The 17,649-nt window shown below is 65.4% G+C and carries 14 protein-coding genes; 9 read left to right on the top strand and 5 right to left on the bottom strand.

The annotated features are described in order from the left end of the window. Window positions 1-2: 2 nt before the first annotated feature. Entirely contained in the window at window positions 3-1,853 is a 1,851-nt protein-coding gene (locus tag V3314_RS11505) for a DUF1302 domain-containing protein (RefSeq protein WP_046616308.1), read from the bottom strand. A 214-nt stretch (window positions 1,854-2,067) separates the two neighbouring features. Between V3314_RS11505 and V3314_RS11500 the strand changes: the two genes are divergently transcribed. Then, complete coding sequence (locus tag V3314_RS11500) at window positions 2,068-3,012, top strand: LysR family transcriptional regulator (RefSeq protein WP_046616309.1); 945 nt, start codon at window positions 2,068-2,070, stop codon at window positions 3,010-3,012. A gap of 12 nt (window positions 3,013-3,024) precedes the next feature. Here the strand turns inward: V3314_RS11500 and V3314_RS11495 are convergent, their stop codons facing one another. From V3314_RS11495 to V3314_RS11485, 3 genes are all read right to left on the bottom strand, one after another. Next, the gene (locus V3314_RS11495; protein WP_284386204.1) at window positions 3,025-4,278 is read right to left on the bottom strand and encodes an MFS transporter; all 1,254 of its coding nucleotides are present in this window, start codon (window positions 4,276-4,278) and stop codon (window positions 3,025-3,027) included. Between the two features lie 102 nt (window positions 4,279-4,380). Beyond that, complete coding sequence (locus V3314_RS11490) at window positions 4,381-5,547, bottom strand: acyl-CoA dehydrogenase family protein (RefSeq protein WP_046616311.1); 1,167 nt, start codon at window positions 5,545-5,547, stop codon at window positions 4,381-4,383. Window positions 5,548-5,561: 14 nt separating this feature from the next. Beyond that, window positions 5,562-7,109: an AMP-binding protein gene (locus V3314_RS11485; RefSeq protein WP_085601496.1), complete on the bottom strand. Its 1,548-nt coding sequence runs from the start codon at window positions 7,107-7,109 to the stop codon at window positions 5,562-5,564. A 239-nt stretch (window positions 7,110-7,348) separates the two neighbouring features. Between V3314_RS11485 and V3314_RS11480 the strand changes: the two genes are divergently transcribed. After that, on the top strand, window positions 7,349-8,131 hold the full coding sequence (locus tag V3314_RS11480) for an aldolase (protein WP_085601495.1): 783 nt from the start codon (window positions 7,349-7,351) through the stop codon (window positions 8,129-8,131). Between the two features lie 44 nt (window positions 8,132-8,175). Continuing rightward, window positions 8,176-9,060, top strand: a complete 885-nt coding sequence (locus V3314_RS11475) for a dihydrodipicolinate synthase family protein (RefSeq protein ID WP_338460235.1) — start codon at window positions 8,176-8,178, stop codon at window positions 9,058-9,060. A 139-nt stretch (window positions 9,061-9,199) separates the two neighbouring features. On the opposite strand, the gene V3314_RS11470 is transcribed toward V3314_RS11475, so the two are convergent. Then, a complete protein-coding gene (locus V3314_RS11470; RefSeq protein ID WP_338460234.1) occupies window positions 9,200-10,507 on the bottom strand; it encodes a DUF2235 domain-containing protein in 1,308 nt (435 codons plus the stop codon). A 230-nt stretch (window positions 10,508-10,737) separates the two neighbouring features. On the opposite strand from V3314_RS11470, the gene V3314_RS11465 reads away from it, so the two are divergent. From V3314_RS11465 to V3314_RS11440, 6 genes are read left to right on the top strand one after another with little or no spacing between them, the layout of a single operon-like run. Beyond that, window positions 10,738-11,697: a MoxR family ATPase gene (locus V3314_RS11465; RefSeq protein ID WP_046616316.1), complete on the top strand. Its 960-nt coding sequence runs from the start codon at window positions 10,738-10,740 to the stop codon at window positions 11,695-11,697. A 4-nt stretch (window positions 11,698-11,701) separates the two neighbouring features. Further along, the gene (locus V3314_RS11460; protein ID WP_046616317.1) at window positions 11,702-12,646 is read left to right on the top strand and encodes a DUF58 domain-containing protein; all 945 of its coding nucleotides are present in this window, start codon (window positions 11,702-11,704) and stop codon (window positions 12,644-12,646) included. 13 nt (window positions 12,647-12,659) lie between these two features. Then, window positions 12,660-13,154: a DUF4381 domain-containing protein gene (locus V3314_RS11455; protein ID WP_338460233.1), complete on the top strand. Its 495-nt coding sequence runs from the start codon at window positions 12,660-12,662 to the stop codon at window positions 13,152-13,154. Beyond that, on the top strand, window positions 13,147-14,223 hold the full coding sequence (locus V3314_RS11450; protein ID WP_015269460.1) for a VWA domain-containing protein: 1,077 nt from the start codon (window positions 13,147-13,149) through the stop codon (window positions 14,221-14,223). The genes V3314_RS11455 and V3314_RS11450 overlap by 8 nt, the downstream gene beginning before the upstream one ends. Then, window positions 14,220-15,935, top strand: a complete 1,716-nt coding sequence (locus V3314_RS11445; RefSeq protein WP_085601493.1) for a tetratricopeptide repeat protein — start codon at window positions 14,220-14,222, stop codon at window positions 15,933-15,935. The genes V3314_RS11450 and V3314_RS11445 overlap by 4 nt, the downstream gene beginning before the upstream one ends. After that, complete coding sequence (locus V3314_RS11440; RefSeq protein ID WP_196183219.1) at window positions 15,935-17,569, top strand: BatD family protein; 1,635 nt, start codon at window positions 15,935-15,937, stop codon at window positions 17,567-17,569. The genes V3314_RS11445 and V3314_RS11440 overlap by 1 nt, the downstream gene beginning before the upstream one ends. Window positions 17,570-17,649 lie beyond the last annotated feature (80 nt).

Here is a 17,649-nt window from a genome sequence, read left to right as displayed (position 1 = left end):
CCTCAGAAGGTGACGCCCAGGCTCAGCGAGACAAAGTCCCGGTCGCCACGGGTGCCATAATCGCCGTCGATAAAGTCGGTGTACGACAGGCTCAGGCTGTAGGTGCTGGCAAGCGTCGCATCCAGCCCGACGCTAATGGCCCTGGAGCCTTCGCTGAAAGCCGAGCCCTCCACCGGGCCTGTACCGTGCACATCGTGCGACCAGGACAGGTTTGGCCGCAGGTCGAAGCCGGCGATCACGTTGGGGTAGGTCAAGGTGGCGCGTAGCCGGTAGCCCCAGGAGAACGGGGTCATGAAGCCTTGGTCGTTGCAGTGCTCTGGCGTCTTGGAAATCGCCCGGCATACGCTGTTGTCCGCCAGTTCGCCACTGTTGAAGGTACCCGAGCGGCCGTAACGCGGGCCTGTGCCGCCCTCCAGCCCGCCGACGTAGGTGGCCCCGGCCTCGCCCACCAGCAGCATCTGGTTGGCCCCCAGTACCTGGCTGAATGCATGCACGGCGGTGACCTGAAGCTGGGTCACCTCCTTGCGCCGGTAGCCATCGAACAAGGTGCTGGCGCTGTCTGGCCGCAGCCCGTCGCCCAGCAAAGGCGAACGCCCCTCGACATTGAGCAGTGACTGGATGATGTCGGTACCGTTGAGCTGCATGGGCATATTCGGCCGGTAACTCAGCTCACCCTGCAGAGCCGTACCGCTGCGCAGGGTGGTGGCGAACGACAAACCGTACATGCGGATGTCCTCGGGGTACTGCACGCGGTACTGGGAGGTACCCAGGCGCAATGCGCCGACCAGCGACTGACCGGCAGCGGAACCGAGAAACCCGGCACAGCCGGCCGGGCCAATGCCCAGGTTGGCGCACAACTGAGGGGCGAAGCGGCTGTTGTCGAAGTATGGGCTGCTGACCGTCCCCAGATAAGGCGTGCGGCTGTGATAGTTGGCAGCGTAGGCACCGAACTCGGTGTCCAGCGCCGCCACGTACCAGCGCAGCGAAACGCCCCACTGCCCGCCGTCGCGGGCATCCTGGTCACTGCCCCGGGGTATGCGCACGCCTTCGCTGGTCAGGTTCACGCCAAACGGTGCAAGGCCGGCCACAGCAGCCGGGTTGCCAAGCAACCTGGCCCCCACGTCCAGGCCATCGCAACCATCGGGCAGGAAGTCGTTGTTGGAGAAGAACGTGCCGCAGTTGTCGAGCTGGGTCTGGTCCCAGTCCAGCTGGTAGAAGCCATCGACCGACAACGCCTCGGTCAGGTTTTGAGTGAAATAGAACAGGTTCACCGGTACCAGCGCGTCCTTCACCTCCGAACCTGGGCGGCGCAACGCCGCCAGGTTGAAGGGATTGATGACGTTCAGCCCGCCCTGGATGAAGGTGCTCTCGCCCCAGTTCACCACCTGCTTGCCCAGCCTTACCGAGCCTGGCTGGCCATCGATGTCGTAGAGGTAGTAGCCGAAGGCGTCGAGCAACTGTGTACCTGCGGTCTTGGCCGAGCGCTTGCGGTTGTTGTCCTCGACCGCCTTGAAGCGCTGGTCATGGTCACGCAGCGCCGTGTCGTACCAGTAGGTGCCACGCAGGAACACACCCAGGTTGGCATGTTTGAGCTCCAGATCATGGGTACCTTTGAACACTGCCGAAAACACATCACCCGAGGCAAAGTTCAGGCGGCCGTCATCACTGTTTGCACTATTGTGCAAAGCCGGGTCCGGGTTGGCAGTGGAAATGCTGGTGCCAAACGAAAGCGCTGAATCAAACTGTCCTTCAAACGCTCCAAGATTAAATTGCACGGCCAGGGCAGGCATAGAAAAAAGTGCAGATGCAAGCAACGACAACGGCCCCGAAAGACCAGAAGTACGGAATGCCATCACTCTTAACCTCTTATTGTGTTTATTCGAGAGTGAGTTGCGAGTTAGCGCCGAAACACGGCGCAAAGGCTTGTATGAAAGGGCTTGGGTAAATAAGCGAACGTTTCTGTTATCCTCGATTCGGTGTTCCCTGATACTAAGTAGGCCACCAGACCGGAACAAATAACGTCTCCCGATAGTTGCCATACCACTTCGGCATAGCCTGAGAATTGCCATGACTTTGAAACAGCTGCGTTACCTGATTGCCATTGTCGAAGCCGGCAGTTTCTCCAACGCCGCGCGGCACGCGTTCATTGCCCAGCCGGCATTGAGCCGTCAGATAGGCCTGCTGGAAAGCGAACTGGAAATGCAATTGCTGGCGCGCCAGCATGACGGCATCGAGCTGACCGATGCAGGGCGCCAGCTGTACGAGGTGGCACGCTCGGTGATACAGAAGCTCGACTCGGTCAAGGACGAACTCAAATCCAGCCGGGGCAACCCCAAGGGCCACGTGGCCATCTCGATTCCGGCCACGGCTTCGGCGTTGCTGTTGCCAGCCATCATCACCCAGGCGCAGGCACGCTTTCCCGGCATCAAGCTCACCGTATGGGACGGCTTGAGCCGCGAAGGCGGCCAGGCGATCGAGCTGGGCAAGGTGGATTTCGGTGTGGTGCCCAACGCCGAAGAGCTGGCGCACGTGGTTGCCGAACCCGTGTTCTCCGAAGACCTGTACTGGGTAGGCCTGCCTGCGCATGGTCCGGACGACTCACCAATCACTCTGGCCGAGGCAGCGTCGAGCCGGCTGGTGATGCCGCCGCGCAGCCTGCACCTGCGCAGGCGCATCGAGCAGGCGGCCATGGAAACCGGCGTGACGCTGGATTCAAGCTATGAACAGCAGTCGGCACCCGGCATAACCAGCCTGGTACGTGCCGGCCTGGCGGCGACCATCAGCAACTGGCCGCCCTTGCTGGACCTGGCAGCCCCGGCCAGTGCGCGGCTGATCGTGGAACCGCGCATCACCCGTACCATTGCCCTGGCCCATTCGCAACACAAGCCACTGTCATTCGCCGCCGCCTGCATGCGCGACCTGGTGCGCGGGCTGCTGGTGGATGCGGTGCGCAGCGAGCGCTGGAGAGGCACCCTGATCGAGCGTGCTCCACTGCCGCAGCAGAGCCTCTGAACGCAGCGCAGCTCAGGCCCGGGCCAGCGCAGCCGTGTCCACCTGCAGCAGCCGTTGGCGGGTTTTCTGCGGGTCCATCCACACCAGCCCGGTCAACCCGGCGATCACCAGCACCGCCCCGCACACCAGGAAGCCCTGGCCATACCCTGCCGGGTGGTCGGCTCCGGCGCCCTGCACCAGCAAACCCGTGACTACGGGTGCCGCCAGCCCTGCCAGCGAAGCGATACCATTGCCGATAGCCAGAATGCCGCCACGCTGCCCGCTAGGCGTGAACTCCGCCAGCATGGCTGGCCCCACCGAGTACATGACCAGCGCCAGCCCGCCGCTGAAGGTCAGGCTCATGATTCGCTCGACATTGCCCAAACCCGGCAGGAACAACGCCGCCGACAGCAACCCGCTGGCAATCAGGCACAGAGAGACGAAGGCTCCGCGCGACCAGCGCGTCGCCACCCCGGCGCGCATCATGCGCTGCGACAGCCACGCCATGAACAGGCTCAGCGGCGTGGTCACCACCACGAACAGCACGAACACCCGGCCGGTCATGATCGGGTCGATGCCCAGCCCGGTTTCCAGGTAGCTCGGCACCCAGGTCAAGGTCAGGGCCAGCGACCAATTGGCGGCGAAGTGGCACAGGTAATTGCCCAGCACCGTGCGGTCGCCGAGCAGACGACGGTAGGCGATGTGCACCTGCTCTTCCTTGAGCTGGCCGGGGCGGATGCGGTCAAGCGTACCCTCACGCCCCAATGCCCACCACAGCGCGCACCACGCCGCGCCGATCAGAGCCAGCACGATGAAGTTCATGCGCCAGCCATAGTGCACGCTGATCCATGGAATCATTGCGCCTGCCACCAGCAGCCCCAGTGCACTACCGGTATGCAACAGCGCCACCGGCAGGTTGCGCCGGTCGTTGGGGAACCACTTGTACAAGGCATGGGTAGCCACCGGTGACGCCGGCCCTTCGCCGATGCCCAGCAACACCCGGCAAGCGACAATCGCCCACAGGGAGGTGACGAACAGCATGGGCAACTGGATCAGTGCCCAGAACGCGCCCATGCCCAACAGCAGCGTGCGGGTCGGCCGGCGGTTGGCCATGAAGCCGCCGACCACCGCAGAGATGGCGAAGAACCAGTGCAACGCGCCGCCTACCAGGCCGAACTCGGCCGGGGACAAACCCAGTTCCCTGGACATGGGTACCGCTACAAGGCCGATGACCACCTTGTCCAGGAAGTTCACCAACATAAGCATCGCCAGCAGTACCGCAATCATCCAGGCCGTGCCTGCACGCGCGGGGGAGTCAGTATGAGTCATGTCGATCTCTCTTATTGTTCTTGTGGGAGAGCCCGGCCAATCGAGGCCGGGTGTGCAGTTTCACTGCTCGGGCATGAGCACGCCCTTGGCAATGGTGTTGCGCTGGATTTCGCTGGTTCCGGTAAGAATGCGCATCATACGGGTCGCACGGAAAATCCACTCCACCGGGTTGCCCCGCAACAGCCCGGCCCCCCCATGAATCTGCACGGCACGGTCGGCGATACGGAAGGCCGTTTCCGATACGAACAGCTTGCACATCGGCGCCTGGGTACGGATATCGCCACCGGCGTCATTCAGCGCGGCAGTGGCATAGACCATGCTGCGTGCCGCATGCAGCTCGGTGGCCATGTCGGCGATCATGTGATTGATCGACTGGAACATCGCGATCGGCTGGCCAAACTGCTTGCGCGTGCGGGCGTAGTCGATCGACAGGTTCAGCGCCAGCCCCGCCAGGCCCAGCATGGTTGGACAATGCAGCAGACGATTGAGGGTGATGCGGCCCATTGCCAGCTTGAAGCCCTGCCCTTCCTCGCCAATGCGGTTGGCCACCGGCACCCGTACCTCATCGAGAAGGATGTCGCCATGGGCGCCGCCGCCGGACATGACCGAGTAATCGCTTTCTACCCGCACTCCCGGCGCATCCAGCTCGACAAAGAATGCCGAGATGCCTTGGGCGCCGCGCCCGGGGCCAGTGACCGCGAGCAGTACCGCGATGTCGGCATAAGGTGCACCGGAAATGTAGCGCTTGGCCCCGCTCAGCACGTAGTACTCGCCTTCACGCCGGGCGGTAGTCCTGATCGCCGTGGCATCGGACCCGGCTTCACTTTCGGTCAGCGCGAAGCACACGGCCTTTTCGGCCCGGCACACCGGCTGCAGGAATGCCTCGACCTGGGTTGGGCTGGCCACCTTGAACAGGTGGCCAACACGCGGCGGCCCGGAAAGCTCGCCGAGAATATGCGGCGCCAGCATGGAGCCAGTCAGCACCGTGGCCTCTTTCACCGCACATAAATCGGACACGCTCAATCCTGCACCACCGATCGTTTCAGGCAGCATGATGTTGTAGAAGCCCTGCTCGCACGAGCGCTGCCACACCTGCTGCAGCACTTCACGCGGGTGGGGCTCGGCCCAGCTGAGGCCGGCGCTTTGTTCCAGGGGCAGTATCTCGTTGCGAACGAAGCCGCCGATGGCCTCGATGATCTGTCTGGCCTTTTCACTTGGCTGGTACATGGCAATTCCTCAGGTCAAATGCGGCGTTCGCTGTTTTGCCAGTAGGCGTCTCGAATCAGGCGGCGCACCACCTTGCCGTTGGGGTTCTTCGGCAGCTCGCTGACGAAGTCCACCCCGCGCGGTTTCTTGAACCCGGCAAGGGCCTGGGCACAATGTTCGATCACCTCGTGTTCCTGCAGCTGCATGCCAGGCTTGAGCACGATCACTGCACGCACCGCTTCGCCCCACTGCTCGTCGGGCACGCCCACCACGGCGGCCTCGAACACTTGCGGCAGGCTGTAGAGCACCTGCTCGACTTCGCTGGGGTAGATGTTGAAGCCGCCGGAAATGATCATTTCCTTCTTGCGGTCGACGATGAACACGTAGCCCTGCTGGTCCACTGTGGCCAGGTCGCCGGTGAGGTAGTAGCCGTCACGCATAACCTCGGCGGTAAGGTGCGGTGCGCGCCAGTAGCCCTGCATGATGTCCGGGCCCTTGACCACGATCTCGCCCACCTCGCCTGGCTGGACGTCGCTAAAATCGTCGTTCACTACACGCAGGTCGGTCTCGAAGTAGCATCGTCCGCACGAGGCCAGCCGGCGGTAGTCGCCGTCTTCGCACAGGTGGTCCTGCTCGGTCAGCACCGTCACCAGCGAGCAGGTTTCGCCAGCACCGTAGCCCTGGGCCAATATCGGCCCGAACACTTCGATGGCCCGCTTGACGAGCGCTGGCGCCATTGGCGCTGCGCCATACATCACCAGGCGCAGGCTGCTCAGGTCATAGCGCTCGACCCCGGGGAAATTGACCAGACGGTTGATCATGGCCGGTACCAGGAACAACCGGGTCACGCCCTCGCGCTGGATGGTCTCGAGCAGCAACTGGTCATCGTAGCGATCCAGCAACAGGTTGCAGGCGCCCACCGCCAGCAGCGGCATCAGCTGCATGCCGCTGGCATGGGTGATGGGGCCGACATGGGCCATGATGTCGCCTGGGCCGGCACGCCGCGTGGGGCTGGCGATGCTCTTGCGGATCAGCGCCTTGCGGTTGCCCACACTGAGCATTGCTGCCTTGAGCACACCGGAACTGCCCGAGGTGTAGTGCAACACGGCCAGTGCTTCGTCAGGCAGGTCGCAACTGACTGGCTGGCTGCTGCCCTGGGCCAGCAGTGCGGCGTAGCCGATGTCACCGCCCTGCTCGCCGAGGGTAACGATCAGGCGCAGCGCAGGCACCTCCTGCCTGCGCGCCAGCAAGGCCTCGGCAGCTTGTGGGTCGGCGATCAGCGCGACGCTGCAGGCGTCGTTCAGTACTTGGATCACTTCATCCAGCGCCAGGCGTGCATTGACCGGGACCTTGACCAGGCCGGCCTTGTAGAAAGCCACCTCCGCCTCCACCAGCTCGACCCGGTTGGGAGCCAGGATCGCGACATGTTCGCCGGTGGCGATGCCATGGGCCAACAAGGCCGAGGCCAACTGATTGGTCCGCTGTTCAAGCTGGGCAAAGGTAAGCCGGGTATGGCGGTCGATCACCGCCAAACGTTCCGGCCAGTATCTGGCACTTCGACTGGTTAGGGTTGCGAGGTTCACGTTGTTGTTCTCGTCGCGGTTAAGACCCGGTCGATGCTAAACAGCGTGCAGCCGGAGCAAGTAATACCAGTTACGTATGCGGGCCATAACGGTTTGCACTGGGCCACATTGCCTGAACTGATATCGGAGATGACACATCGCTTGCATATGACACTTTGTGTCATTAATATCGCAATTGTGTCCTGACGGCGCCCTCGCCGATCAGCAATCCATCGCCCCTCTCCATGCAGGTACCGCCCATGACGACCACCATGCAGACACCCAAGGACCAGCTGGTCAAACTCGCCCAGCAGCAAATGCTGACGGCGCTGACCGACAACACCTACACCCCTCGACAAAAGCTCGCCCTCACCTGCCGCATCCTGTTCGATGGCGGCCACGACTCCGGCCTGGCCGGGCAGATCACCGCCCGCGCCGAGCAGCCTGGCACCTACTACACGCAACAACTCGGCCTGGGTTTCGACGAGATCGCCGCTTCCAACCTGCTGGTGGTCGACGAAGACCTCACCGTGCTGCAAGGCAGCGGCATGGCCAACCCGGCCAACCGCTTCCACAGCTGGCTGTACCGCGCACGCCCCGACGTCAACTGCATCATCCACACCCACCCGCTGCACAGCGCCGCCCTGTCGATGCTGGAAGTGCCGCTGGCCATCTCGCACATGGACCTGTGCCCACTGTTCGACGACTGCGCGTTCCTCAAGGAATGGCCCGGCGTACCGGTGGGCAACGAAGAAGGTGAAATCATTTCCAGGGCGATCGGCGACAAGCGCGCGATCCTGCTTTCCCACCATGGCCTGCTGATCGCCGGCCGCTCGATCGAGGAAGCCTGCGTGCTCGCCCTGCTGTTCGAGCGCGCGGCCAAGATGCAGCTGCTGGCCATGGGTGCCGGTGACATCCGCCCCATCCCGGATGCCCTGGGCAAGGAGGCTCACGACTGGATCTCCACCCCCAAACGTCATGGCGCCGCCTTCAGCTACTACGCGCGCCGTGCCTTGCGTGCCCATGGCGACTGCCTGGGCTGACTGAAGTTGTACTCTTTCCCCAACAACGGCAGAGGTGCCTGGTTATGTCTACACCTGTAATTCGCGGCGTTATCGGCTACACCATCACTCCCTTCACGGCAGACGGCACACTCGACCTGGATGCCCTGGGCCTGTCCATCGACCGGCTGATCGCCAACGGCGTGCACGCCATCGCACCGCTGGGCAGCACCGGCGAAGGCGCCTACCTGTCCGACAGCGAATGGGAAACGGTGGTGCGCTTCAGCCTGGCACGCATTGCCGGTCGCGTGCCCAGCGTGGTCAGCGTCTCCGACCTGACCACCGCACGCACCGTGCAGCGCGCTCGCCTGGCACAGGCCTGCGGCGCCACGGCGGTGATGGTGCTGCCCGTCTCCTACTGGAAGCTCACCGAAGCCGAAGTGGTCGCCCACTACAAGGCCGTGGGCGCGGCCATCGACATTCCGATCATGCTCTACAACAACCCGGGCACCAGCGGCACCGACCTGTCTGTGGAGCTGATCCTGCGCATTCTCGGCGAAGTGCCCAATGTGACCATGGTCAAGGAAAGCACCGGCGACATACAGCGCATGCACCGCCTGTTCAAGGCCACCGATGGCCAGGTGGCCTTCTACAACGGTTGCAACCCGCTCACCCTGGAAGCCCTGGTGGCCGGCGCCACCGGCTGGTGCACTGCCGCGCCCAACCTGATCCCGGCGCTGAACCTGGCACTGTGGGACGCGGTGCAGCAAGGCGACCTGGCTGAAGCTCGCGCGCTGTTCTACCGCCAGTACGAACTGTTGGAGTACATCACCCGCCGCGGCCTGCCCACCACCATCAAGGCCGGTTTGAAGCTGCTCGGCCAGGATGTCGGCGCTCCACGCCTGCCCCTGCAGCCGCTGGACGGGCACGGTAGCGCCTACCTGAAGGGCCTGCTGGAGGAGCTGGCATGATGGCTGGCGGGTGTTTGCCACAATATTTGTAGCGCCTGTCAGATCGAGCGCCGCCCGCGCGGCGCTGATTCGGACAGGCGCTGAAAACGCAACGGCGAAAACCCGCCAGCCATCACGCCCTTCTATCCATCCAGGCCAATCACCCAACCGGGTTGGCGTGTATCACCCGCCCTCCCGCCGCCGGCCGATCGACGAACAGCACATCCAACACACTGTTACGCAACCCCTTCAACGCATTCCAGTTCGCCGATGTATGCACATACCTGTCACGCAACAAACGCAGTTCATCCTCGGTCAACCCATGCTGTTCACACTCACCCAAGGCAAACCCGTGCAACTTGCGGCTGATGCCCAGCAACTCCTCCGGCAACCGATGCTCAGCCTGCCCGCCCAACGGCGCAAACGGCACACCCGCCCGCACTGCCAGCTCCCGCATGATGCTCAGGTATACCCGGGAGAGCTGTCCCGCCACTTCCCGCTCGCGGTACACCGCCGCATATACCTGCTTTTGCGCCTCGCTCGGCCGGCCACCGGCGATCGGTTCCTCCCAGGCGAGCACCTGCGGCCTGGGCGCCCCCAGTTCGCCGAACGCCGACGCCAGCAAGGCACTGACGGTGGCATGCACGCGAGTCTGCTCGGCGCGCATGCCCACTGGTACCCGCTGTGACTGCGGTTTGCACAGCAGCACCTGCTCTTGAGTGGTATCCGGGTAACCACCGCCAATGTTCGAGTGCACGCCCGGAAGCACGATGTCATGGTCGCTGCGCACCAGCGGGAAGTTGTGTCGCTGCTCGTCCTCCGCCACCAGCTGCACCATTTGCCGAGCAATGCCCGCGCCCAGGCCCAGGCGCAAGTCACCATGGCGGTCGTCGGCGGGGTCGAAGTCGCCCTGCAGCGGCGCGATGATCGCCGCCACCGTGTCGAACAGGCCGATGAAGTTGATCACGATGCCACAGGGCACAGCCAACAGGCTGCCGCCGCCATCATGCAGCAGGTTGGCCAGATGCCGCACAGCAGCTGCCCCTCGGCTGAAACCGAACAAGTCGAACTCGACCCGCTCGAGTCTTGCCTGCGGATTCGCCTGGCCCCACTCCCGCAGTTGCCCGGCAATTCCCTCCAGGGCCTCGTTGACCCGGGTCTCGGCCCCCCTGCACCCACACCCGGTGAAGAAGGCATAGACATGATCCTCCTCGCCCGCCAGGGTGCCCACGCCTTCGACATAGCGCTTGAGGAACGCCGTGGCCCCGTCAGCGCCGGCCCCCTGCGCCGGGTACAGCGCATACAACAGGGCCACGTTGCTCAAGGCATTGGCATAACTGCCTCCTTTACCCCCCGGTGCATCCACCGGCATCACATTGTTCAGGTTGTTACCGGTGCCATCGAAGAACACACCAAAACGCAGAGTGACTGGCGTGATGTGTGCGGTGCTACAGCTGTTCAGGTCCATCGTGGTGCCTCCTGCTTGTACAAAAAGCACAAGCAAGCGCCAACACGCCGCTGCGGAACATCAGCCAATGGCCAGCCATATGCAGGATATTTCCGCACCTGCATGGCCCCGGCAAGGATAAATTTCCCTACCGCCATTGGTCGCCACCCCCCCGGATGGATTAAAGTATCACCCCTTGCCAGGGCAGCTGCTTCCAGCCGCCTGCGGCCCCATACCAGGAACCGTCACCGATGGAACACCGTGAAGCGCTGATCGCGCTGCGCACCTTTCTTTCTTCCCAGATCCTAGGCCAGGAAAAACTGGTCGAGCGGCTGTTGATCGTGCTCCTGGCCGACGGCCACATGCTGGTCGAAGGCGCGCCGGGCCTGGCCAAGACCAAAGCCATCAAAGAGCTTGCCGAAGGCATCGAGGCACAGTTCCACCGCATTCAGTTCACCCCCGACCTGCTCCCGGCCGACATCACCGGCACCGAAATCTACCGCCCGGAAACCGGCAGCTTCGTGTTCCAGCAGGGGCCGATCTTCCACAACCTGGTGCTGGCCGACGAAATCAACCGCGCCCCGGCCAAGGTGCAGTCCGCACTGCTCGAAGCCATGGCCGAACGCCAGGTCAGCGTGGGCCGCAGTACCTATGACCTGTCGCCGCTGTTCCTGGTGATGGCAACGCAGAACCCGATCGAGCAGGAAGGCACCTACCCACTGCCCGAGGCCCAGCTCGACCGCTTCCTGATGCACGTGAAAATCGGCTTCCCCGACGCTGCGGTGGAGCGGCGCATCCTGCTGCAGGCTCGTGGTGAAGCCCTGGGCGGCGAGACCAAGCCCGAGCGCCGGGTCAGCCAGCAGTCGATCTTCGCCGCCCGCAAGGAAATCCTCGGCCTGTACATGGCCGACGCGGTGGAGGAGTACCTGGTGCAACTGGTGATGGCCACCCGCACTCCGGCCAAGTTCGACGCCGAACTGGCCGACTGGATCGCCTACGGCGCCAGCCCGCGTGGCTCCATATCGCTGGACCGCTGCGCGCGCGCGCACGCCTGGCTGGCCGGGCGCGACTTCGTCAGCCCCGAAGACATCCAGGCGGTACTGTTCGACGTACTGCGCCACCGCATCATCCTCTCGTTCGAGGCCGAGGCGGCGGGGATCGACCAGGACCGCGTGGTCCAGCGCATCCTCGACGTCGTCGCCGTTGCCTGAGCCCATGCCCACCGCATCGCTGGCCGAGCCCGGCATCCGCATCGGCCTTGCCGAGCTGATCGACATGCGCCACCGCGTGCGCGAAATCCAGCTGTTTTCCCGGCCCGGCCAGCGCAGCCCGCTGGTGGGGCTGCACCACTCCAAATTGCGCGGGCGGGGCGTGGACTTCGACCAGGTGCGCGTGTACCAGGCCGGTGACGATGTGCGCAACATCGACTGGCGGGTCACCGCGCGTACCCAGGAGCCGCACACCAAGCTGTTCCACGAGGAGCGCGAACGGCCCATCTTCATCCTCGTCGAGCAGAGCCAGCGGCTGTTCTTCGGCTCTGGGCTGATATTCAAGTCGGTGCTGGCCGCCCAGGCCGCCGCGCTGTTCGGCTGGGCCGCGCTGGGCCACAACGACCGCATTGGCGGTTTGGTGTTCGGCGACAACGAGCACCACGAAATCAAGCCCCGGCGCAGCAAGCAGAGCTTGCTGCAACTGCTCAACCGCCTGGCCAAGGTCAACCAGGCGCTGCACACCGAGGCCACGCCCGGTGCCGACAGCCTCGGCCTGGCCCTGCGCCGCGCCCGCGAAGTGCTGCGCCCCGGCAGCCTGGCCATCGTCATCTGCGATGAGCGCTCGCTCACTGCCCAGGTGGAACAGCACCTGGCCATGCTCTCGCGCCATTGCGACCTGCTGCTGATGCCGGTGTCCGACCCGCTCGACCACGCCCTGCCCGCCGCCGGCCTGCTGCGCTTTGCCCAGCGCAGCGCGCAGCTTGAGCTCGACACCCTGGACAGCAACCTGCGCCAGGCCTACCGCCAGCAGGCCGAAGCGCGCATCGAGCGCTGGGAGCTGATGGCGCAAAAGCTGCGCGTGCTGCTGATGCCCCTGAGCACCCAGAGCGAAATGATCGAACAGCTACGCGAATACCTGAACGCCCAGCGGCCACGGAGCGCGTCATGAAGAGCAGCGGCCGATGAACCCGCTTGACCAACTGCAGCCGCTGATCGCCCCCGCACCGATCGGCCTGTGGCCGCCGGCACCCGGCTGGTGGCTACTGGTGGCTGTGCTGCCGCTGCTGGCCTGGGGCCTGTGGCGGGTGCGCCGCTGGCGCCCGGGCAAACGCCGCATCGTGCGTGCCGAACAACCTTTGGACCCGGTACGCGTGGAAGCGCTGGCCGAACTGGCCCGCCTGTCGCGCCCCTACGACGGCGCCCCGGCCGGAGCCTGGCTGCAACAGATCAACGCCCTGCTCAAACGCCTGTGCCGCAACCATTACCCAGGCGCCAACAGCCATACCCTCAACGGCCGCCAGTGGCTGGCGTTTCTCGACAACCGCTGCCCGGCCGCCGGCCTGACCCGCTGGATGGTACTGGTAGAAGGCGCCTACAAGCCCGAGTGCAAGCTTGACGACAAAGCCATCGCCGGGCTCAGCCAGGCCGTCGAAACCTGGATTCGCAAGCATGTTTGAACTGGCCTGGCCGTGGGTCTTCGCCCTGTTGCCGCTGCCGTGGCTGGCGCGCCTGGTGCTGCCGGCCGCCGACAGCGGCGAACCGGTGCTCAAGGTGGGCTTCCTCGACGAACTGGAAGGCCTGGCCGGGCGCCGCGCGCGGCTCAACCTGCCGACCTGGCGCCAGCAGGCACCCTTTGTCGTCATCTGGCTGTTGCTGCTGTGCGCCGCCGCCCGCCCGCAATGGTTGGGCGAGCCGGTACCAGTGGCTGCCAGCGGCCGCGACCTGCTGGTGGCGGTGGATGTGTCAGGGTCGATGGACTTCCCCGACATGCAGTGGCAGAACGAAGAGATCAGCCGCCTCGACCTGGTCAAGGCGCTGCTCGGCGACTTTCTGCAGGACCGCGAGGGCGACCGCGTGGGCCTGATCCTGTTCGGCAGCCAGGCCTACCTGCAGGCCCCGCTCACCTTTGACCGGCGCACCGTGCGCACCTTCCTCGACGAAGCGCAGATCGGCATCGCCGGCAAGAACACCGCCATCGGCGACGCCATTGGCCTGGCGGTCAAGCGCCTGCGCCAACGCCCGGCACAAAGCCGGGTACTGGTGCTGATCACCGACGGCGCCAACAACGGCGGGCAGATCCACCCGCTGACCGCCGCCCGCCTGGCCGCCCAGGAAGGCGTGCGCATCTACACCATCGGCATCGGCGCCAACCCCGAAGCCAGTGGCACCCCTGGCCTGCTCGGCCTGAACCCGAGCCTGGATCTGGACGAAGCCTCGCTCAAGGAAATTGCCGACATCACCCACGGTACCTACTTCCGCGCCCATGACGGCGCCGAACTGGACGCCATCGGCGACACCCTCGACCAGCTCGAGCCGGTGGCCCAGCAACCCACCCAGGCGCGCACGGCCAAGGCCTTGTATGCCTGGCCCCTGGCCCTGGCCTTGCTGCTGAGCGTGCTGCTGGTGCTGGCCGTGCAATGGCCCGACAACCTGTTGCACCGCCTGCTGCGCAAGCCGCGCTTCCTGCAACCGCACCCGGAATGGCGCCAGCGCCTGAAGCGCCTGCGCCTGAGGAGGCGGCGATGATCGAACTGTGGCCCGAATGGTTGCGCCCGCTCTGGCTGCTGGCCGTGCCCCTGCTCGGCTGGCTGCTGTACAAACTGTGGCACCGGCGCAAGCGCGCCGGGCGCTGGCAGATGATTCTGCCACCGGCGTTCCATGGCGTCCTGCTCGGCGGTGGCAGCGGCAGCACCAGCAAGCTGCCGTGGGTAGCGCTGGGCCTGGCCTGGGCTCTGGTGGTCCTGGCCCTGCTCGGGCCCAGTTGGCAGCGCGTGGAAGAAAGCCGCCAGCGCCCGGCCGACCCGCTGGTGATCCTGCTGGAACTGACCCCGCAGATGCTCGCCGAAGACAGCCCGCCCAACCGTCTGGAGCAAGCAAGGCGCAAAATCCTCGACCTGTTGGAGCACCGCCGCGACAGCCAGACCGCGCTGGTGGTCTATGCCGGCTCCGCGCACACCCTGGTGCCGCTGTCCGACGACCTGGCCACCAGCCGCAACCTGCTTGAGGCGATCGACCCGTCGATCATGCCCAAACCCGGCCAGCGCGCCGACCTGGCCGTGCAAAAAGGCCTGGCCCTGCTGGCCCAGAGTGGCCTGGGCCAGGGCCGGCTGCTGCTGATCGGCTCGTCGCTCAGCGCCCCGGAGCGCCAAGGCATCGCCCAGGCCCTCGGCCGCCAGGGCCCGAGCCTGCTGATGCTGGGCATCGGCAGCCGCGAAGGCGCACCGGTGCGTCAGGTCAATGGCGAATATCTCAAGGACGACCAGGGCGGTATCCTGGTGCCACGCCTGGACAGCGCCAGCCTCAAGGGCTTCATCAGCGGTACAGGCGGGCGCTACCGGCATGCCCGCATCGACGACCTCGACCTGCGTGGCCTGGGCCTGTTCGACAACCCGCGCACCGGCCGCAATGACGGCCAGACCCTGCAACTGGACAGCTGGGCCGATCAGGGTTACTGGCTGCTGCTACCGCTGTTGCTGCTGGCCGCCTGTGCCGGCCGACGCGGCTGGCTATTCTGCCTGCCGCTGCTGCTGGCCCTGCCCCAGCCCAGCCAGGCCTTCGAGTTCAACGACCTGTGGCTGCGCCCCGACCAGCAAGGCCAGCGCCTGCTGGAGCAGAACCGCCCGGCAAGCGCTGCACGCCAGTTCCAGGACCCGCAATGGCGCGGCATGGCCCTGTACCAGGCGGGCGACTATGCCGGCGCCGCCGAAGCCTTTTCCCAAGGCGACACCGCCGCCGCCCACTACAATCGAGGCAATGCCCTGGCCCGCAGCGGTGAGCTGGAAGCTGCCCTGGACGCCTACGAACAAGCCCTGGAACGCCAGCCCGACCTGCAACCGGCGCTGGACAACCAGGCTCTCGTGCAACAACTGTTGCAACAGCGCGAGGCCAAGGCCGAGGAACAACCGGCCAGCGGCGATGCCCAAGGCACGCCCGGCAGCGAAACCGAAGGCAACAGCAGCTCGGCCAGCAGCCCCGCCCAGGGCACGCCCGGCAACGACGAACAAGCCAGCGCCGAACAGCCCGGCGAAGGCACCAGCAACAGCCAGGCAGCGCCCGGCAACCAGGCGGGCGCGGATGACAGCGTCATCCAGCCGCCGCAGCGCCCGGTATCGACCAGCCTCGATGCCGAACAGCGCCAGGCCCTGGAACAATGGCTGCGGGAGATCCCCGATAATCCGGCGGAGCTGCTGCGGCGCAAATTCTGGTATGAACAGCAATTGCATCAGGAAACCCCATGATGAGTCGCTTCGGCGTCTTTCTCCTCAGTCTGCTGTGGGCCGTGCTGGCCCAGGCCGAACCGCTGCTGCGGGCCAGCGTCGACCGCACCCGCCTGGAAGCCGGCGAAAGCCTGGAGCTGACCCTGGAAAGCCAGGACGTCACCCAGTTCGGCAAGCCCGACCTGCGCGCGCTGGAGGGTGACTTCGAGGTGCGCGGCACGCGCCAGTTGAACAGCCTGCACAGCCTCGACGGCGAAACCCGCGCCAGCACCCGCTGGATCATCACCCTGCTGCCGCGGCGCAGCGGCAGCCTGCGCATCCCCGAACTGCAACTGGGTCAGTCGCACAGCCAGGCCATCGAACTGCAAGTGTTGCAGGCCGATGCCAGCCGTCAGGACAGTGCCTCGCAGGTGTTCATCGAAGCCACGCTCGACAGCAGCGAGGTCTACGTCCAGGCCCAGGCCGTACTCACCCTGCGCATCTACCATTCGGTGGCACTGTACGACGACAGCAGCCTGAGCCCGCTGCAGCTGGAAAACGCCAAAGTCGAACCGCTGGGTGAATCGCGCACGTATGAAAAGGAAATCAACGGCGTCCGCCACGGCGTGATCGAAACCCGCTATGCCGTGTATGCCCAGCAAAGCGGCACCCTCGACATCCCGCCGCTGACTTTCACCGCCACCGCCGCCGCCAGCCCGGACGAGGCCACACAAACCAACGGCACGGCCCGGGCCGGCCACCAGGTGCAGGTCAGCTCGCTGCCATTGCGCCTGGCCGTAAGGCCGATTCCGGCGGCCTGGCCTGCTGGCGTGCCATGGCTACCGGCCCGTAGCTTGACCCTGGAAGAGCACTGGAACCCCGACCCTGGCAACCAGCAGGTGCAGATTGGCGACTCGCTGACCCGCAACATCACCTTGCGTGCCGAAGGCTTGTCCAGCACCCAGCTGCCACCGCTGCCAGCCACCGAAATCACCGGCCTGCGCCGCTATCCCGACCAGCCGTTGCTGCGCAACGAAATCAGCGACCGCGGCATGACCGCCAACCGCGAAGAGCGCGAAGCCCTGGTACCGACCCACAGCGGTGCGCTGGCGCTGCCGGCGCTGGAAGTGACCTGGTGGAACACCCGCGAAGACCACCTGGAGCACAGTAGCCTGCCGGCGCGCACGCTGAACGTGCAGGACAACCCGGCGCTGAGTGCCGACACCCCGGCGGGCGATAACAGCAGTGCCAGCGGCTTGCTGTGGCCCTGGCAGCTGGCCACCCTGGTGTTCGCCCTCACCACCGTGCTGGGCTTTGCCCTGTGGTGGCGGGCCCGCTCGCAGCCAGCGGTGCTGCGCGCCGCGCAGGCCGGGCCGAGCCCGCGTACCTTGCTGGACGACCTCAAGCGCGCTTGCCAGGCCAACGACCCACAGGCAACCCGCCAGGCGCTGGACGCCTGGGCCCGCCAGCAGCCGGAAACCCTGGCCGAGATGGCGGCGCGGTTCGTGCCGTTGTCGGATGCACTGGATGGGTTGAACGGGGCGCTGTACAGCGAGAGTGGCCAGTATTGGCAGGGTGAGGATTTGTGGCGGGCGATTGGGACGATACCGCCGGCTGAGCAGGTGTTGCTGCCGACCGGCGAGAATGGCAGCCTGCCGCCGCTCTATCCCAAGTGATGTGCTGCCTTTGCGGGCATCTTCGCGGGTAAACCCGCTCCCACAATGCGCAGTACCTGTGGGAGCGGGTTCACCCGCGA

The organism is Pseudomonas sp. TE3-3-F2023 (assembly GCF_036784815.1).
Classification (GTDB): Bacteria; Pseudomonadota; Gammaproteobacteria; order Pseudomonadales; family Pseudomonadaceae; genus Aquipseudomonas; species Aquipseudomonas pudica.
This window is presented reverse-complemented; position numbering and strand designations above follow the sequence as displayed.